Source organism: Ramlibacter albus (assembly GCF_014297445.1).
Lineage (GTDB): Bacteria > Pseudomonadota > Gammaproteobacteria > Burkholderiales > Burkholderiaceae_C > Ramlibacter > Ramlibacter albus.
Window position 1 is genome coordinate 127,187 of record NZ_JACORU010000011.1, and the last position, 23,890, is coordinate 151,076.

21 protein-coding genes are annotated in these 23,890 nt (G+C 62.7%); 15 read left to right on the forward strand and 6 right to left on the reverse strand.

The features are described from left to right. A complete protein-coding gene (locus H8R02_RS24120) occupies positions 1-897 on the forward strand; it encodes an antitoxin (RefSeq protein WP_187084057.1) in 897 nt (298 codons plus the stop codon). 33 nt (positions 898-930) lie between these two features. Here H8R02_RS24120 and H8R02_RS24125 read toward each other — a convergent pair whose 3' ends face one another. After that, complete coding sequence (locus H8R02_RS24125) at positions 931-1,746, reverse strand: hypothetical protein (protein ID WP_187084058.1); 816 nt, start codon at positions 1,744-1,746, stop codon at positions 931-933. A gap of 106 nt (positions 1,747-1,852) precedes the next feature. Between H8R02_RS24125 and dinG the strand changes: the two genes are divergently transcribed. From dinG to H8R02_RS24145, 4 genes are all read left to right on the forward strand, one after another. Beyond that, positions 1,853-4,024, forward strand: a complete 2,172-nt coding sequence (gene dinG, locus H8R02_RS24130) for an ATP-dependent DNA helicase DinG (RefSeq protein WP_187084059.1) — start codon at positions 1,853-1,855, stop codon at positions 4,022-4,024. Between the two features lie 148 nt (positions 4,025-4,172). After that, positions 4,173-4,721, forward strand: a complete 549-nt coding sequence (locus H8R02_RS24135) for a hypothetical protein (RefSeq protein ID WP_187084060.1) — start codon at positions 4,173-4,175, stop codon at positions 4,719-4,721. A gap of 135 nt (positions 4,722-4,856) precedes the next feature. Further along, a complete protein-coding gene (locus H8R02_RS24140) occupies positions 4,857-5,282 on the forward strand; it encodes a hypothetical protein (protein ID WP_187084061.1) in 426 nt (141 codons plus the stop codon). Between the two features lie 31 nt (positions 5,283-5,313). Next, positions 5,314-6,603 carry a hypothetical protein gene (locus H8R02_RS24145; protein WP_187084062.1) on the forward strand — a complete coding sequence of 430 codons (1,290 nt, stop codon included), beginning with the start codon at positions 5,314-5,316 and terminating at the stop codon, positions 6,601-6,603. 634 nt (positions 6,604-7,237) lie between these two features. Here the strand turns inward: H8R02_RS24145 and H8R02_RS30870 are convergent. From H8R02_RS30870 to H8R02_RS24165, 4 genes are all read right to left on the reverse strand, one after another. Beyond that, a complete protein-coding gene (locus H8R02_RS30870) occupies positions 7,238-9,736 on the reverse strand; it encodes a phage integrase family protein (RefSeq protein WP_187084063.1) in 2,499 nt (832 codons plus the stop codon). A gap of 243 nt (positions 9,737-9,979) precedes the next feature. Further along, positions 9,980-10,951: a ParB/RepB/Spo0J family partition protein gene (locus H8R02_RS24155; RefSeq protein ID WP_255429523.1), complete on the reverse strand. Its 972-nt coding sequence runs from the start codon at positions 10,949-10,951 to the stop codon at positions 9,980-9,982. An 11-nt stretch (positions 10,952-10,962) separates the two neighbouring features. Next, positions 10,963-11,661, reverse strand: a complete 699-nt coding sequence (locus H8R02_RS24160) for a nucleotide-binding protein (protein WP_187084065.1) — start codon at positions 11,659-11,661, stop codon at positions 10,963-10,965. Positions 11,662-11,867: 206 nt separating this feature from the next. Next, on the reverse strand, positions 11,868-13,388 hold the full coding sequence (locus H8R02_RS24165) for a replication initiation protein (protein WP_354004969.1): 1,521 nt from the start codon (positions 13,386-13,388) through the stop codon (positions 11,868-11,870). A gap of 511 nt (positions 13,389-13,899) precedes the next feature. Between H8R02_RS24165 and H8R02_RS24170 the strand changes: the two genes are divergently transcribed. Beyond that, the gene (locus tag H8R02_RS24170; protein WP_187084066.1) at positions 13,900-14,379 is read left to right on the forward strand and encodes a hypothetical protein; all 480 of its coding nucleotides are present in this window, start codon (positions 13,900-13,902) and stop codon (positions 14,377-14,379) included. 9 nt (positions 14,380-14,388) lie between these two features. Here the strand turns inward: H8R02_RS24170 and H8R02_RS24175 are convergent, their stop codons facing one another. Then, complete coding sequence (locus H8R02_RS24175) at positions 14,389-15,339, reverse strand: PD-(D/E)XK nuclease-like domain-containing protein (RefSeq protein WP_187084067.1); 951 nt, start codon at positions 15,337-15,339, stop codon at positions 14,389-14,391. Between the two features lie 144 nt (positions 15,340-15,483). Here H8R02_RS24175 and H8R02_RS24180 point away from each other — a divergent pair, with 144 nt between their 5' ends. From H8R02_RS24180 to H8R02_RS30875, 9 genes are all read left to right on the forward strand, one after another. After that, positions 15,484-16,419, forward strand: coding sequence for a hypothetical protein (locus tag H8R02_RS24180; RefSeq protein WP_187084068.1), 936 nt, complete (start codon positions 15,484-15,486; stop codon positions 16,417-16,419). Positions 16,420-16,463: 44 nt separating this feature from the next. After that, complete coding sequence (locus H8R02_RS24185; protein WP_187084069.1) at positions 16,464-17,465, forward strand: recombination directionality factor; 1,002 nt, start codon at positions 16,464-16,466, stop codon at positions 17,463-17,465. 677 nt (positions 17,466-18,142) lie between these two features. Next, positions 18,143-18,382, forward strand: a complete 240-nt coding sequence (locus tag H8R02_RS24190; RefSeq protein ID WP_187084070.1) for a hypothetical protein — start codon at positions 18,143-18,145, stop codon at positions 18,380-18,382. Next, the gene (locus H8R02_RS24195; protein ID WP_255429524.1) at positions 18,375-18,776 is read left to right on the forward strand and encodes a polymer-forming cytoskeletal protein; all 402 of its coding nucleotides are present in this window, start codon (positions 18,375-18,377) and stop codon (positions 18,774-18,776) included. The genes H8R02_RS24190 and H8R02_RS24195 overlap by 8 nt, the downstream gene beginning before the upstream one ends. Continuing rightward, positions 18,742-19,539, forward strand: a complete 798-nt coding sequence (locus H8R02_RS24200) for a hypothetical protein (RefSeq protein ID WP_187084071.1) — start codon at positions 18,742-18,744, stop codon at positions 19,537-19,539. The genes H8R02_RS24195 and H8R02_RS24200 overlap by 35 nt, the downstream gene beginning before the upstream one ends. Beyond that, a complete protein-coding gene (locus H8R02_RS24205) occupies positions 19,536-20,804 on the forward strand; it encodes a carbon-nitrogen hydrolase family protein (RefSeq protein ID WP_187084072.1) in 1,269 nt (422 codons plus the stop codon). Before H8R02_RS24200 ends, H8R02_RS24205 begins: the two co-directional genes overlap by 4 nt. Before the next feature lie 175 nt (positions 20,805-20,979). Then, entirely contained in the window at positions 20,980-22,758 is a 1,779-nt protein-coding gene (locus H8R02_RS24210; protein WP_187084073.1) for a PRTRC system ParB family protein, read from the forward strand. Between the two features lie 65 nt (positions 22,759-22,823). After that, positions 22,824-23,348 carry a PRTRC system protein E gene (locus H8R02_RS24215; RefSeq protein ID WP_187084074.1) on the forward strand — a complete coding sequence of 175 codons (525 nt, stop codon included), beginning with the start codon at positions 22,824-22,826 and terminating at the stop codon, positions 23,346-23,348. Positions 23,349-23,355: 7 nt separating this feature from the next. Continuing rightward, positions 23,356-23,769 carry a PRTRC system protein C gene (locus tag H8R02_RS30875; RefSeq protein WP_187084075.1) on the forward strand — a complete coding sequence of 138 codons (414 nt, stop codon included), beginning with the start codon at positions 23,356-23,358 and terminating at the stop codon, positions 23,767-23,769. Positions 23,770-23,890: the final 121 nt, after the last annotated feature.

Genomic DNA, 23,890 nt, shown 5'->3' on the forward strand with positions numbered 1-23,890 from the left:
ATGGCCACGAAACCCACCACGCTTGAGAGTTACACCGCCACCAGCCACACGCAGGACTGCGAGCGCGTGCTCGTGACGCTGCTGCGCGGGCTCGGTCCTTGGAAGGATTCGGTCTACCTGGTAGGCGGGCTCGTTCCCCGCTACCTTGTCGAAGGCCGTCCGCCGGCGGTGCCGCCGCACGCGGGAACCTCCGACGTCGACGTCGTGATCGACGTGACCATCCTCCTGGAAACCGAGGCGTATCACACGCTCGAGGAGAACCTGAAGAAGATGGGATTCGAACGCGGCGAGAACGACAAGCACCAGAAGGTGGCCTGGCGCTGGCAGACACACACCGACAAGGGCGCGCTGATCGTGATCGACCTGCTCACCGACGCACCGCAGCTCGCAGGCGGGAAAGTCGGTCCACTACCTACCGACGGGAACGTGTCGGCGCTGAACATCCCGCACTCCTCCATCGTGTTCGACATGCACGAAGTCCGCGAAGTGCGCGCCGAGTTGCTCGGAGAGAACGGCGTCGCCGTCGAGAAAGTCCGGCACGCCGACCTGGTCAGCTTCACTTGCCTAAAAGCCTTCGCGTTCGACCAGCGCAACGAGCGCAAGGACGCCCACGATCTGGTCTACTGCATCGAGAACTGGAAAGCCGGATTGGACGCGGCAAAGCAAATGTTTCGCGAACGTCTGGATGGGCCACACGGCGATGTGCTTCGCAAGTGCCTGGACATCCTGAAGGCGCGCTTCGCTGGTGACGCTCAGACGGAGGGATTCGCGAAGGATGGATGTGTGGCGGTTGCGAAGTTCGAGCTCACGGAGGTCGACGAGCCGGCAATCAAGGAAGCACGTGCGCTGCGTCAACGCGTCGTCGCTGATCTGGTGGAATCGTTTCTGAGAATGTGACGCCAAACGGCGTCCCAACGGCCAAGCCAACGATCAACACTCGACTAGCCTGCGCCCGAGAAGCGGGTCAGGAATTCGCGTCGGATGATAGTGCTCCACGATGTGGTCCGCCGGCAAGGGCCGCCGCACTTCGATGCCTGCGCCGCGGCCTGGGGGCGGGTATTCGTAGTCGGGGTCCAGCAATCGCTCGAACAACGTCTCGATGGCCTGGCCGGCGAAGTCTGCGACCCAGTTGAACTCCATGTACTCCAGCGGGACGTCGCATGCAAAGACAGTTGGCTTCCCGAACTCCTTTAGGACTTGACGCCAGTCGCGCGGCGGCGGGAGATGTGCAGCGACACCGCACAAGAATTCGCTCCCGTAAAGGAGATAGTGTCCGCAGTGTTCCTCGAGAAACTCGCGGCCGGTCTCGAAGTACAAGCGCCCTTCCCTGTACTTGAAGCCGACATCGGTGATTGCCTTTTCGAGCATCGCGGCATTGAGATCCGGGAAACGTCCCGAAAGAAAAATCTCGCTCGCGCGCCGGCGAGCTGAATCGGCCTCGAGAAGCGTCAGGCCGCGTTCATAGTACGTGGCAACATCGAGCGGCCGCGCCCCGTGGTAGCCACGAATCGCGTCGTAGCGATCGTGCAGGCGCATCGTCAAGTTCGACTTCATGTCGACCTCATAACCCCACACGCGTTCAACGATGTCATCGAGCCAACCAAGGTCGTCGCCCACGACATACTTCGGTGGCTTCGCCAGGAACGCACGCACAACCTGATCGTCGACCTCGGGCTCAAGCAGCTTGCGCACATCGTCCTTCCAGCTGTCCAAGTTCTCGAAGTGCCACACCCGTCTCTCGGTCATTTGAATCCTGCCGCCTGTGTATTGATCAGCGGGATTGTGACGTCACGACTGGATTTAGCTGACCGTGATCGATTGACAGCACGTGTTGGCGTGGGAGACTGCTTGAATGGACGATCTGGTTCAATCTGCACTTGCCGAGTACGACCGTGTTGTGGCCGCTGTGTCTGGCTACCGCGCGCGGCCTGGCCAGCGCGAGATGGTGTGCAGCGTAGCCCGCGCGTTTGCCACCGCAGATCTGCGCACGAACGAGCAAACACCATCATCGGATGCCGAGAATCCAGTTCCTCCCCCTGCTCGTCGAATCGAAGTCATTTCCGCCGGAACAGGCGTGGGCAAGAGCCTCGCCTATGTGGTTCCGGGTGTTCATATTGCGCGCGCGCGCGGCGTACCTCTGGTCGTGAGCACGGCAACGACAAGCCTGCAAGGGCAGCTTGTGGAGAAGGATCTGCCCGCTCTGTCGGCTGCGATGGAGCGGCCGATCACCTTCGCCATCGCCAAGGGCCGCAACCGGTACCTCTGCCTGTCAAAGGCGTTGCGACTCGCGGGAGATGGGCCGACTGCCGATCTTGCGCTTGATCACGAGGACGATGACGTGTCTGCGCCGACAGCCGAGACGGCAGGGCGGCCGGCAAAAGCTGCAGCGAACGAAAGCCGCATTGAGTTCGTTCGGGTGCTGCAGGACAAGCTCGACCAGGGTTGGGATGGAGATCGCGACACGCTGCTAGAGCCTCCGCCCGCGGATCTCTGGGCACAGATCTCCGCGGAACAGACTACCTGTACCGCGCGGGGGTGTCCGCAGTTTCGCGATTGCGCGTACTACAAGGCCCGCGATCGACTGCGCGCAGTCGACGTCATCGTGGCGAATCACAGTCTGGTACTCGCGGCGGTGGGGACCAAGATTCTTCCTCCCTTGGACGAAGCGCTCTGGGTCTTCGATGAGGGCCATCACCTGCCGCAGACCGCTGTCGACCAATTCGCGGCCGAAGTCGACCTGACCGCACTGCGATGGATCGATCGACTGCCCCGGATCATCGACAAGGTGGCTGCTGGCCTCGACCACACCACCGCGAGGCCCGCCACTCAACCTGCACACGAGCTGAAGGCGGCTCTCAGCGATGTCGGCCGCCTCTTGTTTGACTTGTATTCGTCCGCTCTGAGCAAGGGCAACACGTATCGCTTCAAGGGAAATCAGCTACCCGAATTCGCGCTCGAACCGCTTCGACTCGCAAACGCGCAGGCTATCGCCCTCCTCTCGATCATGGACGAGCTGGTGACCGTCATCCGCGAGCGGATCCGTGATCGGCCTGAACACAAGGCGCTTTGGAGCACCCTTTTCGCTTTGCTTGGCGCGCATGTCCCGCGCCTGCGCGCCGTGATCGAAACTACCGACCTTCTGCTCGATGAAGAAGTGACTGCGACGACTGCGCGCTGGCTGTCGGCAACACCCTCTGTGCGAGGCGTCGCCATCAAGCTGCATGCCTGTCCCGTCCTGCCCGGCCCGCTGCTTAGCCGTGAGCTGTGGGACGCGACCCGTGCCGCCGTGGTGACTTCGGCGACGCTCACCACGTGCGGTTCGTTCAATTGGTTCTTGGAGGAAGCTGGGCTCGATCAGGACATCGCGGTCCAGACCCAGGCAGTCGCCAGTCCGTTCGATTACCAGCGGCAAGGTGAAGTCGTTGTCGTACGAACCGACGCAAGCCCGCGCCAGCGAGCTAACTTCCAGAGTGAAGTGTCGACGCGACTCGCCCACGATCTTCTCTCCGTAAAGGCTGGCGCGCTGTGCCTGTTCACCTCCAAGCAGCACATGGTCAACACATACGAGCAGCTACCCGACGGGTTGCGCGATCGTGTCCTAGTTCAGGGTTCCAGGGCGCGCGCATCCCTCTTGGCGTCGCATCGCAGCCAAGTCGAAGCTGGCGACCCATCAATTCTGTTCGGACTGCAGTCCTTCGGTGAGGGTCTCGATCTTCCTGGACGACTCTGCGAATACGTGTTCATCGCGAAACTGCCCTTCTCCACTCCAACTGATCCTGTGGGCGAGGCCCGCGCGGACTACGTGGAGTCCAGAGGCGGTTCCGCTTTTGACGAGATTGTGGTGCCGGAAGCTGGTGTTCGCCTGCTTCAATGGACCGGGCGCGGTATTCGAACAGAGAGTGACGAAGCAACCATCGTGATCTACGACAAGCGGCTGACGCAGACTCAATTCGGCCAACGTATCCTCGGCGGGTTGCCACCCTACCCTGTACGCCAGCAGCCCAGCGCGTTTGGGGCAACGTGAATGAACGCCGTCCCAGCGCTCGCACGTCAGCAAGAACGATTTCCTGCTCCGCTCGGGCGTCTGGGGCGAAGGCAACGTCGTCGGTAACCGGTCTACGATAGGGGACCAAAAGCGCCGCGTCGAAGCTGCGGCATTAGCAGGAGGAGCAATGCCGGCCGGAGAACGCGGAAAGTACGCTTTGACGAGCACGCAGATCGGCGTGATCGGTGAGAACGTGGTGGCGAATGCGCTGCTGTTGGCGTCCGGTGGCCGGCTTTCACCGTTCTACTCCATCGCGGACGACGACGGCATCGACCTCCTCGTGTACGACAAGGAAACTGGCGTCGCGATTCCAGTCCAGGTCAAGACGCGTACGAAGACACTCAACAAGTCAGGCACGACGACCCCGGGAAGCGGAGTGCACTTCGAGGTCCGTGAGGCGGCGCTGCGCGAGTTCGACTACGCGCACCTGGTCGCAGTGCTCCTGCACGAAGACATGACCGAGATCAGGCGTTCCTGGCTGATACCGATGCCGGTCTTGCGCGGCGTCGCGAGGGTCGCCAAGGACAAGTTCGTCATCCGTCCGAATGCGGAACGATCGTCGCTCGATAAGTTCACGCCATTCCGCTGCAACTCACCAGCCAACCTGTCGGAGCGGCTCATCAAAACGGCCGAGCAACTTGCGGCGATATCCTCCAAGAAGAAGTCCAGCGCATAGGAGACTGGAGGAACCGATGCTCCGCGAGCACTGGTGCCGGCGCTCACCCCGTCCAGCCCGCTGGTGACGCTCGCCGATGACAATTGCAAGCGCGGGAGTCGCCCGCAACTTTGGAAACCTCAAAGGAGAGAGTCGATGGAGCTGAGCGCAATCTTCAAGACCGTGATCAAGAGCGACGCCGAGGACTGGCATCGCGTGTCGATGCAGACCGGACGAGAAGTCGCGTGCTGGCGGGGTGACGTAAACCTCCGAATCGAGACGTCGATCGACGATACCCATGTGCAGAACGACAATTTCTTCGCAGAGTGGGCGAACAAGAACCCCGACCAAGGCGCGAAGGGGTGGTTCTACGACCTCTACTACAACTCGACACTGGTCCACCGATTCGTGTTGGTGTCGGTCGATGGCGCCCGGGCGTCGCTGCCACTGCCTCGTAGCGGAACGATGGACGTGCCGCAACTGACCTACCGCGTCGCCGAGATTTTCGACGCGGGCGGCTTGGGCGAGTACTTCCCCCGTTCAGGCTTGGTGGTGGAGAAGAACTACGTGGAACCGGACTGAGCGCGCATCGGTCATCCCGTACATTGGTGAGATGAGCGATCCCGTCGGCCCAATCTCCAAGGTCCTAGAACTGGTGAGAAAGCTTCCGCTTTGGCTGTTTGCCGGCGTTGCACTCGCCTGCGGCATCCTGCTCAAGGCGGTTCCGGCAGCCGACCTTCCAACCGACGCGAGGCCGTGGATCGTCCTCTGTCTTGTAGTGAGCGGGAGCCTCGCCACTGCCAAAATCGTAGAGTGGGTGGTGTTCGCCATCAAAGCGGTGTACGCGCGCGCTACGGCACCGCCGGCGATCCACCTTTCACCCTGCCCGCATTGGGATTTCTGGACGATCGGCAAGGACGCAGACGGACCAACGACGCAGTTCCGCGTCGGTTTCCTGGCACGCAATACCTCGGACCAGCCTATCGCGCTTGTTTCCGCGAAGTTAGTTCGGCCCCGACTCGGCGTGACGTCGCACCATATCGATGTGATGGTTAAGAACGAGCGCACAGGGATGTCGGGCTCAGCGCGCACCGGCCACCTTGTAACCACGGAGGACCTCACGGAAGGTACGTCTCACGCTCTTCTCAAGGGAAAGCCGTGGTTCCAGAAGTTAGAGGACCCGCTCGTCGTTGTCGTCGAATTCACCGACGATCTCGGCCGCAAGTACAGGTTCAAGCGGAATGTACGAGGTGTCCCGCGCGCAAAGGCGAAGCCGGCACGCCCTCCCTTGGAACAGCTCGGCCAGCTCGCCGAGCCCGCCAAGACCGTGGCCGCTGTGCTTCAAGCGGAGCTGTCACGGTACGACCTAAACGGACGGCAGGGCGGAGGCTTGGGCAGCGTGCACCTCGTCCTAGACGGACGCGAATCTAAGCTGGGGACCGACTCCTGGACCTCGAACTCGCCCAAGAATCAGAGCCTGTGGCTCGGTGACGGCAGTGATGAACCAGCGGTGGTATCGGACAATGCAGACGCCCTCGTCGCGACGTACGACAAGCTGGAGGGACGCGACGACGAGCTTCCATTCTTCGATGCCTTGTTCGACCGCATGGGCGGGAACTACGCGCGTGTCGCGTACCTGGTCGTGCTTGTAGCGTTGCGTGTCGGTCAGCTGGAACGCGCCCTCGAGGCTGCCATTGAGAAGCTACCGGACGAGGATGGCGACGATCACGCGTTGAGCAACATTCAGATGCTGCTGAATGGCATGCTGAAGTTCCGGCATCAAGACTTCGGCGAAGAGGATCTCGACGCGGTGGAGTCCTTCGTCGGCCGCTTGAAGTCCCCTCCGACGCTGCGCATCCGAGACAAGGTCGCGTCGATTCGCGCGATTCGAGCAGCACATTGACCTGGCGTCCGCGTCGGCCCGCCGTGTGTTAGCAGCGCGACAAGGCCCGCCACGATGACTCCATGGTTCGGGGCAACCATCCTCGAAACAATGGTGTGAGCGCGTTCACGCGTTCCGTTGCAATGAACTGTCCGTGATCCTGCGCCACGACCAAAAGGATCTCCGGACGAAGCAACCACAGGTCGAGTGCGCTTCTCGCGCCCTGAACCAGCATGAGGGCCCCTACCCTACGCGTGCCCGTACAGTCATGCAGCGCATGCTCCATCTCTCGGCGGATGCAATCGAGTTGAACTGGTTCATCGAAGCCTGAGGGTTGAACGGACCCTTTGTTGTTTGAAGGCGGCCGAAGTCGCGCGAGAAGCCCACCGAACAACCGACTGAAAGCTTCTGACACGTGGCGATGGTTTCCCGCGGCGTGCTCCATCTCGCGGCCTGCAATCGCTGCGACAGGGAAGCGCTTCATGCCAGAACTCCTCGCATACCGTCCAACTGCCACTCTGTGGTAGCAGTCGCATGTGCTCCCTTCGCCTGCAGAAATTGTGGTTTGAGGATGGCGATCCATCAAACAAGAAAAATTCCGATGCGCTGATCGATTTTCCTTGAGTCCTCGAATTGCGTACTGCTTCCTGGAAGGTCAGATCGCGGGTTTCACTAGCGACAGTGCTTGGAGCGCAGCTTCGCGAACGGCAAGCACGCGATGCGCAAACGTATGCCGCAGCCACTGTGCCGATGCCGCCAGGAAGAGCTGGCGCCGCTCTGCCATGTCCTCTCGGGTAGCAACTCGCGCAAAGAAGTCCTTCAGGATGATGGCGATCGAGCCACTTGCCAGCCGCCCCGTCAGATTCGGCTGGCGCGGCGCGTCCGCCGGTGTGAGGCCAGGGCCAGCCACATAAGCCTTGCGTCCTTCACGAAGGATCCCGATCGCCGGCGCGTCCTCGCGTGCGATCGCCGCGTAGCCTGCCGGCAGCACGCCTTCTTCGATCAGCCGCAAGCGGTCGGCGTAGTGAGCTTCCAGCGCGGCCAGGGTGCTGCGCATGAGCGGGATCTCGCGCACCTTGTTGCCCTTGCCGACCACGCGCATCTTCATGACGTCGGTCAGCTCGTTTGCGATGCGCACCGGCTCGGGCGTGCCCAAGGTGAGGCGGTCGACCTCAGCGCGCCGCAGGCCCGACTCGAGGAACAGCGACAGGATCGCGCGCAGCCGCCGACGAAACTCGTCGTCGGGCATCGCCTCGAGCTCGCGGCGCATGGCCTGCAGGTCCTGCTCCGCGAAAGAGCGCCCCACGTCCATCGTCTGCGCGGGCTGCGGGGCGGGGGGTGCCGCTTCACCGGCGTCGCGCGCGCGCCGGTGCAACAGGCCGTGGGCCGGGTTTATGGCGAGGTATCCCGCCGCGTGCCAGGCGGCGTACAGCTGGCGCACCACGATCACGATCTGGCGTACCGACTGCTCGTCGAGGGGCCCGCGCAGCGGCCGCCAGTCCTTGGAGACGCGCAGCACCCGTTCGGTGGAGCACCAGTGCGCGGGCGGCTCGTACAGGAAGGTGACGAAGGCGTTGAGGTCGGTGGCTGACAGCGACGACAGCGCGCAGCGGCGCTCCAGCAGCGCCCAGAGCACCAGACGCTCGATCGCGCGCCATGTGACCTCCTGCGTGGCGGTCGAGCGCCTCTTGATCGTTCCCTGGAACCAGGCGATGAAGGCTTCGCGGTCGTTGTGCGCGTCCAGGGTGTTGATCGCGCCACCGCGGAAGCGCCCGTCCGCGCCCAGCAGCGCCGGTGGCCAGAAAAACTCCTCCAGCGGCACCAGCGCGTAGCTGAGCGCGGCGTCGGGCGCGCCGGCGAGCTCGCGCGCACGGCCCGCGAGCGCGAGCGAATCGTGCTTCTGCGCATGCGCGCGCGCGAGATCTGCGTGCCCGCGCGGCTGCACGAGCGCGAGGGTGCGCGCGCGCAGCGCCACGCCGATCGCAATTTCGTGCTGCGCGAGCCAGCCGACCAGGCGCAGCGCGCGCGCGCGGCCCAAGCCCGCCACACGCTCGTACCAGCGGTTGCCGTTGGCGTTGATGAAGGCCGCCAGCTGCGCCAGGGTGGTCACGCCATGGTCGGTGCGCAGCGCGGCACCCAGCTTCTCGCCGAACCACAGGGGTACCGGCGCGTCCGGGCCCGGCGCAACGGCCACCAGCGGCGCCAGCTGGTCGAGCATGGCTAGGCGGGCGTCCACCTGCAGCTTGTGGCGCGGCACCGGCGGGGGCGGTGCAGGCACTTCAGGCGATGCGTCTTTACGTTTTACGGAAATCGGCAGAACTTGGGCGGCGCCCAGCGCGGGCGCGGGCAGCAGCACCGCAAGCGGCGGCGGCAGCGCGGCGGCGGCCGGCCGCTCGGCCGCCTCGGGGTAGCGCTCCAGGTACAGCTCCATCAGCTCGGCCTCGCTGTACATGTCCTCGGGGAATTCGCTGGCGAACGCTTCGAGCGTTGGCAGCGCCGGCGCTGCGCGCGGCGCGGGCGCGGGCGCCGTTCTGATATCAGAGTTTGGGGATTCTGATATCCGAATCTCGGCCCTCTGAATTTCACTATCACAAGCAAAATCAACGACTTGCGCGGAGGCCGCTCCATGCGCATCCGGTGCCGGCGAGTGCGACGGGTCGGTGGCTCGCTTGCGCAGCACCTCGATCTCGGCGACCACCGCCTTGCGCGTGTCGGCTGGCAGCTGCAGCTCGGGGCGGGCGGCGGCGTCGGCCAGGCGCTGCAGCAGCTGGCACAGGAAAGGGCGCGCGGCGCGGCCGTCCTGGTGCTCGTCGCCGGGCAGATACTGCAGCGCGGCGTTGCGCGGCTCGACGCCCTGGACCACCGCGCGCAGGAACGCCATCTCGCTGGAGGTGATCGGTGCGTTCTTGTGGGCCACTCTCGCAAGCGCCTTGGGTGGGCGGCCGCGGCGGCGCTTGATCGGCGCGGCTTCAGTGGCCTCGAGCGCGCCGCCCTCGTCGAAAGTGGTCAGGCGCCCCGAGTTGCCCGTGGCCACGGTGCTGATCGGGGGGTTCGCATCCCTAGTGGGGGAGCTGCTGGGGGAGTTCGGCGCGCTACCAGGGGAGCTCAGGTCGCTACTGGGTGAGCTGGCGGCTGGCTCGGCGGTATTGGGCACGCCGTGAATTTATCACCTGTGCCCGCCTCTGTCATCTCTAGCGTTATCGCGGCGGAGGAAAAATGTTTTGGGGCTCTCTGGAGTCATGGCGCAAGGCCGTGCTGCCGCTTTGGAGATGTGAGATCCGTATTGTCCGTCAACCGCAGGCGCCCGTCTACAGGTGCTCGGGGCGTCAGCGAGCATGCACTTCGATGTCTGCCAAGAAGCTCCAACTAAGCCCCCTCCCCCGTCGGGCTCATACTGCTACGAGGCCAACGCGCCTTTGATCTTGGCAGCAAGCGTTTGTGATTGTTCAGCGGTGAGGCCCTTGAAACTCAGCTCGATGCGGCCGCCGTCTTCGAACGTCTTGATCTCGCCTTTGACGCCCGAGAAGAGAACATGCTCGGAGAGCCCCCGGGTACGTTTTACCGGCCCGTTTTCCAACTGCTTTCGACGAGCCGCAACGTCGCGGTACCCAAGATCATTCTTCACAATCTCGGCGACCAAATTCAGGGTCATCATCTCGGCGCTCGCGGCATCTTCTTTGGCAGCCGCGGCGAAGAACTCCCTAATGGCGTTCAGCATCCTGCCGGTGAGCAAGCTGGGAGCCTCCGAGAGCGCGACGACGATCTTCTGAGGCAGAACTCCCAACTGCATCGTGCGGCTTACTTCGTCTTCGCCCAGTCCGAGGGCACGCGCGATGGCGGCCTGGTTGGGGTACACCTTGCGTTCGATCAGTTCTTTCCAGCGGATGGCGTCGTCCAAGGCGGATCCGTCTTGGCGCTGCTTGTTCGCCGCCCTCGCCTCTTCATAGAGCTTTTGCTCGTCGGCTGGACGGGGCCGAATTTCGATACGCAAGGTCGGCGCCCCATTTGCCTTGGCACCTCTGAAGCGCGTCTCGCCTTCGATAAGAACGACATGCGAGCCATCGACATAACCGTTGGCCGCGGTGATCTGCCCATTCTCCTGGAGGGAGAGAGCCATCTCGTCGACCACCGAGTGTGGGTACAGCGCCTTCGGATTGACAGGATTTGACTTAATACGTCCTAGCGGGACATCGTAAGTCTGCCCGACCTCGTAGTCGCCTTGACCTTGGATCGATCCAAGGCTCGCCGCACCAGGCCCCGTCGCTGTTGCAGGTACCGCCTCTCTGGGATCAGCGAGCATCGGTGACGCAGCCGCTTGCGCGATCGCCTCGGCGACCTGACCGGGCGCGACCGGGCGCTTCTTGAACATGCTCGCCCCACTCATTGCGTGACCTCCTCTTCGGCGACACGGCGGGTGATCTCGTCGAAAACCGCCTGCATCTCATCAACCGCCTTCTGCGAGCGATCTTTGCCTTTCAATTCATGGACGGCTCGACCGGTACGCCCCGTGGCCAGCCAGCTGCTGCGGTGAGCGATATGCGAATCGAACACCGGCACTCCTTCACCGATGAAGTACTCACGGAGCTGCTTCGTCGCCCTCGAATTTTCGAGATTCGAAACGCGGCTCAGCACCACATATGCCTTCACCGGGACCGGGAGACTTCCAGGCGCCTGTGGCGGCCGGCGCAGATCCTTCAGATGATCGAAGACGTTCAGGGTCGACTCGATTTCCTGCTGGTCCGCTCCGCATGGCACCAGCACGATGTCGCTCAAGGAAGCGCATTCGAGCATCGTCCTGTAGTTCTGGGCACCGATATCCACCACGACGAGGTCGTACTTCGAAGAGAGGTTCTGGACCTCCTTCGCAGGGTTTGGCGGCAGAGCGAGAACTGGGAATTTCTTGAGTGTTTGGTCTTCGTCTTCGCCGCGGATTCGCGACCAGCTGATCGCCGAACCCTGCTTGTCCGTGTCGAGCAGCACGACATCGACACCCTCTCGTGCCGCAATTGCGGCGATGTGCGTCGACAGGCGCGTCTTTCCGACCCCGCCTTTTTCCGCACCCACAGTGATCACAGCCATAAGTTCTCCCGATATAAAACGGTGCAATGTTCACACACACAACTGAAAAAGCAAAGGACGGCAAAGAAAAAAGGGCGTGAGATGTTTCGCGACGGCAACGCCGAGGTCCCTTGGATCGATCCAAGGGCCCGAGACCTAGCTAACCCTTGGATCGATCCAAGACCAGTGGTCAAATCAAATAAAGGCTAATTTTGCCTAAATCGCGGTTAGGCGGGCTCTTGCGACTCGGCGCGATCCAAGCGCCACGCCAGCCATGCGTCGAAGCTTCTGTCCTCAGGATGGGCATAAAACTGCTCAAGGGTCGCCGGCCTTTCGTCAGCAAGCCATGCTCTTAAGCAGGCGAGGGCGCCAGCATTCTGCGGAGTCCATCCCTTAGCAACGAGGATCCCCGCTCGCTTTCCAGCAGAACTGGATTCGAAGTCCGAAAGCAAGGGCGCTCGCTCCAACTCCGGAAGCTCGAAGAACCTGGCGCTGAACACTTGCGCCTGGTGCTTGGCGAACTCCTCTTTGCGGCGTTCGTTGCGAGCTGCAGCGAGGCGCGCAGCCTCTTGCGCCTTTGCCTCCGCCTCGATCTTGGTCACGTTGAGGTCGTCTTCGGCCTCACCGGTCGCTACGTTAGCGAGGATGCCGGTGAAGTACGCCTTCTTGTTGGTGATCGTGCGACTCTGGGCTTTGAGTCGCCCCTCGGCCGCTTTCAATCGAACGAGCGTCTCCGCGACGACCTCGAACGAATGCGCTTGGCTCAAGTCCTCGACCTCCGAACTCGTGAACCCAAGGCTGGCGAGCACACGCAACACCTCATCGGGCCAAGTAACGGGTAGCCCCAATGACTCCTGCTTCTTCGGGACGAACTTGAACTGGAGTTTCGAGACACGCGTCCCCGAGCGCAACTCTTTCAATTCCAGGGTGTAGCCGAGCGCAGAAGTCTCGTTCACCCTATTGAGAGCATCCACGAGGACTCGGCGCTTGAAGTCGCCATAGTTGACGACACGCTTGCCGTGAACGGGGTCATCAACGACGTACCGCGAATGGCCAATCAGCAGCTCGATCCAAGTGGCGGTGGGCAAAGCTGCGGTTACCTTCGCATGAGTGTTCACATACCGCCACGCGTTCTGATACAGCGCATACGCAGGTCCGGTGCTGAACCCGTGCATTCGCTGCAGGCTCAACGTCGCCCAGTTACTGGGTTCGAGGAGGATCGCCAGGATCGATGGATCAATACTGAAGCGAATCAGGCCGCGGCGATGCCCCTTGCCATATCCGAGGGACGAAAGGAAGTGAGCCCTCATCTCCCATTCGACTTTCGAGTCTTCACCAACGATGTTCCATCGAAGGTCCATCTCGTAGAGCCGATCGAGCTCCTCGTAGATGCGGACATAGTTCTTGCCGGGGATACCGGCCAACCTGGCCAAGTCGGTGACTCGTGTCTCGAAGATCGGAGAGACGCGCTCCTCGCAGATCCTCTTGATCAAACCATCGCGCTTGCGGCAGTCGATCAGCGCGACCAGAATGCAGGCGTCAAAGAGCCTGCGATTGTTCAAGCTCTGGTTGTGCTCGGCCTTGACGGGTACCGCGTGAATCGCGCTGACGGCTTTCCTGAAGCTTCGCAGCGTTTCAGGAATGATCAGGTCTTCGGTCGGAAAGAGCGCCGGCTGGTCCGTGGACCTGCGACGCATGTCGAAATCCCGGTCCCCGTCTTCGATGGCAAGCGATGATGGAACAGGCACATCGCAATGCTAACCGATGGCAGCGAAAGCAGACCGCTTGCCATCGATGGCGGGAGTATGCAGTTCTGCCATCTCTCGGTTCCAAGATGGGCATGAACAGTATGCGGAAAGGTTGGCAGACAGCATCAGGTGCCATCGACAGTATGCAATTATGCGGAAAGCTGAGCTTAAACCGTTGATTTGAAAGGGAAAACCGCGACTGGAACATCCGGGATGTCCGTTGGAACCCTTGAGACTCAGGAACATGCCATCTCTCGATTCGCGGCCAGCTTCAATGTTGTGGTGTTGTTTTTCTGGTTAATTCAGACAGAAAAAGCCATAAAACCGCGCACCGGCACCCCCCCGACGAGCCTGCATACCGCGCATACCGCGCATACCGTACGGCGACCCATGGCACCTTTGCATACTTTTCGGAAAGTGATTCAGTATGTGGAGCAGCTAAAGGACGAGTAACAGGGGCTCGCTGTATCGATGGGGGTATGCAAGAATATGCGCCCGTACAGGCCATCAAGTGGATCCTCTCGACCCGAAGCTCAACGCCATCGTAGGTGCCGCCGTCCGCGCACTGGTGGAAAGTGGCGCGGACGACGAGCGCATCGGGGCGTTCGCAGCTGCGCACCGCGTGAGGGTCGCTGAAATTCTGGGTCTGTCGCCCACGCCGGCCGGCCCCCCAGATCTGATCGACGTAGTGCGTGAGGCCGTTCGCGGGGTCTTGTCGGAGTCAGGTCTTGCAGCCAGGCCTGTTCGTCAAACTGCGAAGCGCGTGTTTGTCATGGTCGCGGGCAAGCGAACCTCTGTGACCGTCGATCCTCGGCTCTTCCAGAAGGTGTCCGAATTGAATGGCAGCGATGCCAAAGCGCAGGCAGTGATCCGCGACCTTGCGACCAAGGCGCCGGCAGATACGTCAAACCGTTCTGGCTGGATCGAAGAGCGGCTGATCGCCATCACGCAGCTCCCATCCCAACCGGCGCCTGCAGGTAAGCCGCACTAGCGGCTTGAGTCAACTGGCGGCCAAGGCCTGGCGCCAGCCTTGCTTGTCGCTGAACTGCTGCCACGGCTCAATCTCGAGCACGTCGTCCCGGCCGAGGTCGGGCCACAGGCCAGCCTCGGTGCACGCCTTGAAGGTTGCAGCGCAGGATTGAAATTTCCGCAGTCCGTTCGCCATGAAGTTTTCGCCCGCGGTGAGAGTGCTGACCGAATGCGGCGCGGTGGTCTCAGTGGCAATGAACACGAAGGGGCGGGCTGACGTAGTGCCTTCGAACATCGCCCGAGCCAAGCTGTACATGAATGCCTGCAAGTCGTAGTGGAGATCGACGGCATCGCGAGCGAAGAGGTTCACCGCGCCATGGCGAGTCGACTTCAGGTCGAAATTCAGTTCAGGGTGGTATGCGTCGACACGAACCCGCATGCGCAAACCCGTCGTTGGCTCCGTGAAGTAGATCGTCGCCTCGGGAATCGACTCGTCAATGAACTTGCCGAGCGGCCGGCCCTTGAACAGGGTGCGCCGGATCTTCTCGACGACTTGTCGGGCGAGGGCAAACGTCGGCTCATCGAGGACGAGCTTTTCACAGTGGGCGAGCACGAACTCCTGGTACTCCTTCTTGCGTCCGTCAGCATTCCCGTGAAAGACCGCGAGCTCTTGCCCAGCGATCTCCGGTTGCAGGAGCAGCACGTGCAGCGCCGAGCCGAAGTCTTTCGCGCGCGACGAGGTGCCACATACGGCAAGTGAAGCCTGGAAGTGAGCTGGCGAGGTCAGCAACGGTTTCATGAGCGAGCAGCTCAATGCGTCGCGATCAGCGTGGTACTCGCTCGCCGCCATGTCCTTGAACATTCGTGTCCCCGCCGTCGCTCCGGCGATTCCATCCAGGCAGGCAGAGGAGGTCGGCGAGCCGCCGTCACCGATGACACCCGCAAGGGCTGCGTCGAGCGAGAGATGTTGATTCGAGTTCATGTGTTCAATTCCCAAACCATCACAACACGGAACTCGGGTGTGTCAAGGCCCGCAGCCGCCGCCAACGCACGCGGGTATGCAGTTTGGAGCGCCTTGACGTGCAAAGACCCCGTGCTACCTTCAAAGCAAGGAAATATCGACTGCATGAACCAACCCCTCGTTGCTCGCCCACAGCCGGAAGGAGACACCTCGAAGTGGCTCGTCGACGTGCAGGCGGCACTGCAATCCGGCGATGACGGCGCCCTGTGGCGCTTGGTCGACCAGCATCACGATCCCGCGGTCGCGCACCACAGCGTGGCCACCCTGGCTGCGCGCATTTCCTACCGCGTCGAGGGCAGGGCGCGCTTCTCGGAAATGTTCCTGCTCCCAGTGATCGACCAGCCTGGTGGAAAAGTCATCGGAGACGCCGTCGCGTTTCAGAACGCCGACTTCTGCATCAACGAGGCGCTGGATGGATGGTTGCCGCCCAAGACGAGAAAGACCGTATTCCGTGGCGTCCGTCCCTACGACTGGATTGGAGCTTGGCGGCCAACGGTGCTCCAGGGGCACTTGCACAGCACTGTTCCAGGATCCGAGCTCACCAAGCTCAATTTCCTGACCGAGACCATCGAGCTGCCGCCTGATGTCCCGAGGCTGGGCTTCGTCTGCATGGTGCTCACATCGGAGCGCGGGTGGCCCCAGCTGCCACCCGTCGATACGCTGCGCGACAACCGATTCAAGTCAGTTGTCTCGTTCGCCCTCCAGAACGGAAAGTCCGCGGCGCCCGTCGTTCTGCCGCCAGACCGCATGCAGTGCGCGGTGCCCGATGGGATCTGCCTGTGGCTGCATCAGATGCACCAGGTCGTGCCCATCACGGGATGGATCGCCTTGCCGCTGCAGGCCAGTTCAGATGTGGTGAAGATCACTCTCGCGCTCGCCAGTGAGGATGTCCCCTTCAGCCAGTTCACGTTGCGGAAACATCAACTGGGAATGCAGGGCCTGGACGAAGTCCTCGCAATGCTCAACGCACTTGCTCCGATGCTCGACCAGCCGATGGACATCCCATCGAAACGCGCGATGACGACGCTGGACCTGACATGAGGCTCTTCCATGTTGTCATGAGTGGGACCTAGAGGACACCACCCATGAACCTGAACCACATTGCATGTCACCCGCACGCCGTCGGCTTCATCAAAGTCGCATGCGAGGAAGTCTCACACGATGGCGCCATTCGGACCACCAACGCGTTTCTGGTGACATCCCGCGAGCACGAGTCGGTGCACGAAGGGACCACTGTGCCCAAGCTCGCCAAGCATCCGGTTTCTGCGCGCCTGGAAGAGGGGGAAGGCGAGGAAAGGGCCGTACGCGAGATTCCGATCAGGATGTTCTTCAATTCGACGGACAAGGCCCTCTCCATTCGCTATCAAGCGTATTCGCAGGCGTCCCGCATGCCCGCGTGCTCCGGCGATGGCAAGAACGCGCGTCGCCTCACGCGCGCAGCCGACTTGACTCCCACGTTTCAGGACCGGGCATGCCCTGGGCCCGAGTTGTGCGACCTTGTCGCCAGTGGCGAAGTGACATGCAGCCGGCAGGTGCGCATGCCCGTTCAGATCGTCGGCGAGGGCGACGGCACCACGGTATTCGAAGTTCGCACCGGTTCGCTGAATACGTTTCGAGCTCTGAAAGCTCAACTGAAGCTGATCGAAGGTCGGTTTGTCGGCCTGCGCCACGTGCCATTGAAACTCACGCTCTGGCGAGCCAGCAATGAAGCCAGTGGGTACCAGCCCTTCAGCCTCATGCAACTGCAGATTGCGGCGGCGAGCGACATCGAGGCGATGGCACAGGCCAAGACCGCGCGGCAAGAGCTTGCAGACGCTGGGATCAATGACGACGTTGACCGCTTCATGACAATCGAGGATTCCGAGGTCGAGACGTTCACGCGTGCGGCCGTGGACTTTCCCGCTGTGAGCGAGTTCTACGCGACTGCGGATTCCGGGCGCCGCGCCGGTGCCGAGCCGGTGACGCACACAGCCTTGTCGAATCGCGGCAGCGCAGTCGCCGCCACCCAAGGCGCGAATGCTGCAATCGCGAACCTTGTGAGTCAGGCGCAACTCCCTGAGCCGCAGATGGAAGACATACCGTTATGAGCAACGAGGCCATCACGCGTCTAGTCGTCGGTGACCGCTATGCGCTCACTCTCGGTCGACCCGTGGAGCAACGAGTGCGGACGAATTCAACCTCGGCGCTGATCTGGAAGAACGGAGAGTGGGTCGCCGCTGGCGCGCTCGCGGGCGTGGCGCGGTTGATGCGGCCAAGCCGCGGCGGCAGCACTCTTCGTCTCCCAGTCGGGGTCAAACCGATTGGAGCGGAGCGACAACCCGGTCGGAGGTGGCCCATGCAGGTCGCTGCGATCGGGCTCTTGGTCGTCGCGGCCGTGGGGTCCGTCGCGGTTCTTCGCCAACCTTCCAGCGAGCCTGCGCTTCCCATCGTTCCTAAGGCGGAGCATCGACAGTCGGTGCGCGTCGTCACCTCACCCTACGGCACCACGCAAGACACACCCGAGGCGCAGCGAACCGAAGGTGGCCCGCTCCCCTCCACGCTACCTCTTGCCGCACCGATCGCCTCGCAAATGCCTTCTCGGCCTGCGACTGTCAGCCCTCCAGGCGCGCCAGCCGCGCCGCGCACACCTGAAAAGGATGCTCGCCCAGCCGCGGTCGTGCTGGACGAGGGGCCTTCCGTCAAAGGTTCGGTTGCACCTCACCCACCTGCAGCCGCACCTGCGACCACGTCTTCGGGTTCGGGTTCCGACAGGGCGAAAACGCAATTGCCTTCGAAGGTCGCCGAGAAGGCTGCGGAGAAGCCATCTTCATTGCCCACCGTTCGCGGCGGCGGCCTCGTGGCGATTACGCCGGATGGTCGGTCGGCGGTCTTCACCAATCCCTCGACGCGCATGCCGCAGCAGTTCCGCGTCGGTGAGCAGCTTCCGAACGGGGAAACTGTTCGTTCAATCGACTACGAGAAGGGCAGGGTGGTCACCACTGCCAAGGAGTACGGCCTTGAGTGAGAAAGACAACGCAGAAGACTTGATCATCGACCCCCATGCGATGAACATCGTGAACCGGGTCGCACCGGGTTCGAATTGCGCGGGCAAGTTCACCTACGAAGGGGGCGTGCTGGTTCAAGGGCGCCTCGAAGGCAGCATAGAGGTCACCGGTGGTCCTCTGGTCCTGATGCCTGAGGGCGAGATCGTCGGCGACATCAATGTCAAAGGCGAGGCGTACCTCTTCGGGACGATCCTCGAAAAAGCACCGGGTGAGATGAGCGAAGTCGACGTCAACGATGCCGTCTTCCTAGCGAATTCGCTTAAGGCCGACGCAAACATCACGGCGGGGGCGATCAAGTCATACGAGGGAGCGCTGGTGAATGGCCGTATCCGAACGGTCCGCCGACAGGCCTGAAACGGGGTCGCCCGTCAGCGGCGGCTATCTTGCGCAGCTTCTACGCGACCGCGGCTATCCCGCGCCCACTGCACGCATGGCGCGAGCGTATGTCGAGAGCCTTGGTGCGAATGGCAGATCAGAGCTCGAAGCACTGATGCGCGCGCTGTCCTTCGGGACGGAAGCGACAAGCGATGTGACGACGTTGCTCGACCGCATCAATGCGTTGGAAAGCAGCGCCACTCTGGCCGCACCGTCGGAACGGCCGGTTCTGCCTTTGGCCCGAAAGCCGACCCGACGTGCGCCTGACCTGGCGCTGCTGCGCCAGCATGGTCTCCATGCTTACGCAAAGGCGGGCGCAGCGAAACTAGAACTGGATGTGCTCCAAATACACGGCGATGAACCGGCCACCTATACGGTGCGCCTTGACGTCGCCCCGTCACGTGCAGGTTCATACGACTGGGCCAGCAAGATCATCTTCCAGTTCACGTTGCGGGAACTGCCGATGCTGGGTGCATTTTTGCTTGGCTACACGGCAAGCAAGGCCTTCTCTGCTCGCAACCACGGCAAAGGCGGTACCAAGGCACTGCTGATCGAGGACCAGGGGGCGCATCACTTCCTTCGCGTGAACGAGGTCGGAAACGGTCAGGTGGCGATGCCGATCGCGCCGGCCGAGATCTTCGGCCTTGCCCAACTCGTTCTGACGGCTTTGGCGCTGAACCGGCCGGCCGTGCCCCCAGAGGCGACCCTGGAGCTGCTTCGACGCGTTGGAGGGTCGATGTGACGCGAGTTCTGCGGTTCGCGGCGGGTGCGCTTCTGGGTATCGCGATCGGCACCCTTGCGTGGGGTGAGGGGCGAGTACCTCTCCTCGCCGTTCTGCTGCCGTTCGCGCTCACGTTGTGCGCGACGCGCGCACAGGCATTTGCGTTCGCTTTCGGTTATGCGTGCGGAACTCTGCGCTACGTAGCGCCTTTCATAGCGGGCTGGTTCGACGGAAACCTGTGGATCGGCTTCGGAGCGCTATGTATCTACGGTTTGATGAGCGGCGCCGTGTGGTGCCTCGCCTGGAGCGAGTCCACATCCGGACTGCGGAGAGGTGCCGTCGTGGTGGCGGCATGGACCATTGCGCTCCTACCGCCTGCTGCACCCGGCGTCGCTGGCCATCCGGTGATCGCGATGGGGTACCTGTTGCCTGGCTCCGGGTGGTTCGGGGTGCTCGTCAGCATCTTGATGCCGGCCGGATTCGTCTGGGCATGCGCGCAAAGCCGCGTTCCGGTTGCAAGCCAGCGCGTAGGTGCGGTTACCGTTGCCGTCGTGCTTGTGGCTTGGGGCTTCACCTTGGGTGTGCCCTCCAGCTCGAGCACAGCGCACGGCGTATATGCCATGAGGACGTCGTTCGGTGCCTTGCAATCGCAAGACGATGCAATCTCTCGCATCGAAGCGATGGGCCGCGAGGGGCGTCCGCCGGGAGCAGTCGCCGTGATCTGGCCGGAAAGCATCATCGGGCGCTACGACACAGCGTTGTATCCAGTGCTGAAGCTGGAACTCCTGAGCCCTTCGCAATCCGTGGGAATCGCTCAAGTCGTGGGCATGGACATTCCGCTGCCGGGAGATCGCCTGCAGAACAGCGCGATCGCGTTCTATCCGGACGGGAGCGCCGCAACGGCGACGGCACGGCAGCCGGCACCGGTATCGCTCTGGAAGCCATGGCGCAGCGACAAGACGTTCATCGCAGACTGGACCAGCAGCAACATGCTCGCCCTCGGCCAGGGCGACCGTGCGGCGGTGATCTTCTGCTACGAGGAATACATGCCGGTGCTGTACTTGATCAATGAGCTGCGCGATTCGCCGACGCTCTACCTCGCGGTCGCGAACACGTGGGCAGCACGCGAAAAGGGCGCGGCGGAAGTGCAACGACTGCACTCCTTTGGGATGGCAAGGCTGTTCGGGCGCCCGTACTTGAAGGCGGAGAACCGGCCCCGGCCTGCCAGCGGGGCGCTGCAGGTATCTCCTCCGGCAGCCGCGGCCTCAGCACCGCCCCTCCCGTAACCCGCCTCCTACTCGGTGCGAGTGGACGTGATCGCTTGCCCGTGTTCCCGCCTCATCTGAGAATCACTGCGCCTACCTCTTTCTGAGGTGCTCGTGCCACGCGCACGACCAAAACACCCCGACGGGACCCATGTCCCGAGCGGGCCATGGAATTCCCGTCTCTCTTGGAGATTCCATGGCAAATGAAGCAGAAGTCCTGGAGCGGCCCGCGCAAGCGGGAGCCGCGCAGGCCGAGCCCGACATCTACGTGAAGTGCGGGCTGATCGACGAGGGCTTCAACTACCGCCGCAAGCGGAGCCCTCAAAAGGACGCCGAGCTGCGCGCCGACATGAAGCAGCGCGCTGCAGGGGATCCTCGCAACGCGTTGATCTACCCGGTGCTGCTGCGCATCCTCGACAACGGGCGATTCCAGCTGATCGCCGGCGGCCGCCGCACGCGCCAATTCCGCGAGGAATGGGGCGACGAGGCCGAGATCCGCGCCCGCGCCCGTCGCATGACGGACGTGGAAGCGACTGCCCTGATGATGGCGGAGAACGGTGGTCGCGAAGACCCGTCCGTGATCGAAGACGCCGAAGGCGCGGCCCGCATGCTGGGCTACTGCAACGGCGACAAGGACGAAGCTGCGAGCCGGCTAGGTTGGAAGCGCGAGAAGCTGGACAAGCGACTTGCACTGATGAACGCCCACCAGGCTGTGCGTGACGCCTACCTCGAGGAAAAGATCCACCAAGGCCATGTCGAGATCTTCGCTGCGCTCCGCCAGGATGTGCAGCAGGTCGTGATCGAGAAGATCCTCGCTCACGGCAAGGTCCCAACCGTGGAGCAACTGAAGACACTTGCCGAACAGGCGCTCCTGAGTCTCGAGGCGGCGATCTTCGACAAGACCGCGTGCTCCGGCTGCCAGTACAACACCGGCTTCCAGCAGGCCATGTTCGAGCAGAGCTTCTCCGGAAGCCGATGCACGAACAAGGAGTGCTACACGAAGAAGACGGAAGCCGAGCTCGAGGTCCGCAAAGCGCAGCTGGAGGAAACCTACCAGGTCGTTCGAATCGTGCGTCCCGGCGACAACTCCACCGTCATCGCCCTGAGCGCGACGGACGGAAAGCGCCCGGTCGGTGCAGAGCAGCTGACAGCGTGCCGCACGTGCGGGGACTTCGGCGCCTGCGTGTCGGGGGTTCCCGACTCGCTGGGTAAGGTGTACCGCGGCGTCTGCTTCAACAAGCAGTGCAACGACGAGAAGGTCGCAGCGTTCCGCGCGGCGACACAGCAACCGTCGGCGCCGAGTTCGGAGACCAGCGCACAGGCGCCAGCGGAAGCGGGTGCAGGCGCGAGCGAAGCCAAGAGCGGTGCAGCGCCATCCACGAAAGCGGAATCGGCATCGGCCCCCAAGGCGAGTCCGAACAGCGTCCGCAATCAAATCCGCGAGTACCGCGAGGGAGTGTGGCGTGCCGTCTACCAACGCGCCGTGCTGAAACTTCCCGTGAAGGACAGCCGCGCGCTGCTCGCGGCGTTGACCGCACACCACTCGTCCTACCTGGACGGAAAGGCCGCGGTCGACGCAGCAAGCAAGCAGATCGGAAGCGACCTGCCCACGATCTGCACCAACACGAAGAAGCAGCTCGCCGCGTTTTTGCCGCTGGACCAGAACCAACTGGCCATCGTCCTGCAGCACCTGCCGGCATTCGTGAGCAGCAGCATGCCCATCGGAGACATCGTCGGCTACTTGAAGGCGCTGGACATCAAGCTGGAGCAGCACTGGCGCGTCAACGAAGCGTTCTTCGACGTCCTGACCAAGACTGAACTCGACGCCGTGTGCGACGAGATCGGCTTGGCGAAGGCAGCTGGCAAGACGTACACCAGCCTCAAGAACGGCAGCAAGAAGGACTTCGTCGCCGGAATGCTGAAGGTCGAAGGCTTCGAGTACCTCGGGGCCATCCCCAAGCTGATGCGCTGGTAAGCCGCAGCGAACAAAACCAAGCACCGCCGCAGGCCGGCGGTGCCCCTCCACGAAGAGAGAAACCCATGAAATTGATCCAGCCGTTCGCGGCGCTCATTCAAAACGGCGTCGAGCTGACCTTCAGGCTGAAGGCGGCCGGCGACACCAACATCCAGATGGACATCCTGCCCACGGGCAAGGACTCCAAGACGGGCGTCGCCCTGCCGCCGAAGGCACTGATCGGCACGGCTGCCGAATTGGATGCAAGCCTCGAGGAATACCTCGGGAAGTACGCGGCCTCGGTCACCACCATCGCAGATGTGGTCGCCAAGGCGGACGAGGAGTTGCAGGCGGTCGAGAAGGCCTCCTCCGACGCAGCTCGCAAGGCAGTGGAGGACAAACGCAAGACCGGCAAGAGCGGCAGCGCGAAGACCTCCAGCACAACGAAGACGAAGAGCACCGACAGCGGCCTCATCGACGATGTCGGCGGTGACGACGACGACGATGAAGGCACCACGCTGAACACCACGTCGACGCCCCCTGCAGCGGCTCCTGCCGCTGACGGTGCCGCCACGGGTGACGCCCTCAGCAAAGAGCTGTTCATCCTGTGAGGTCCACATGAAAGTTGTCGATATCACCCGGGTGTTCAAGTACAACGGCGTCACGCTGCCCGATCCCAGTCCGTCGCTCGGTCCCGACCAGGTGCGCGAGTTCTACTCGACGCAGTACGGCGAGCTGCTGAACTCCGTGGTCGAAGGGCCTGTGACGAAAGGCGAAACCGCCACCTACACGTTCACGCGTGCGGCGGGGTCGAAGGGCGCGGCCCGCCCAGCCTTGCAGCCCGCGGCGGACCTGATCAAGCAGGCATTCGCCGGCCAGGCCAACCGGCTCACCATCGAAAGCCTGCTCGCGCAGGCTGAAGGCGGGCAACAGGGGCGAGCGGCAGCGCTGATCGCGGACGTCGTTCGTCGCGCATCAACAACCTCTCCTCCGATGACGATGCCAGCCCAGGCGTTCGGCATCTGGGGATAGGACCACAACCATCCGGGAAGCCCCGGCCGCACACAGCGGCCGGGGCTTTTCGCTTTCTGAACCGCATCGTTTGCGCACGTCCTGCGGAAGCGGCAGACTGGCGTTGTTTTCGCATTTGCGG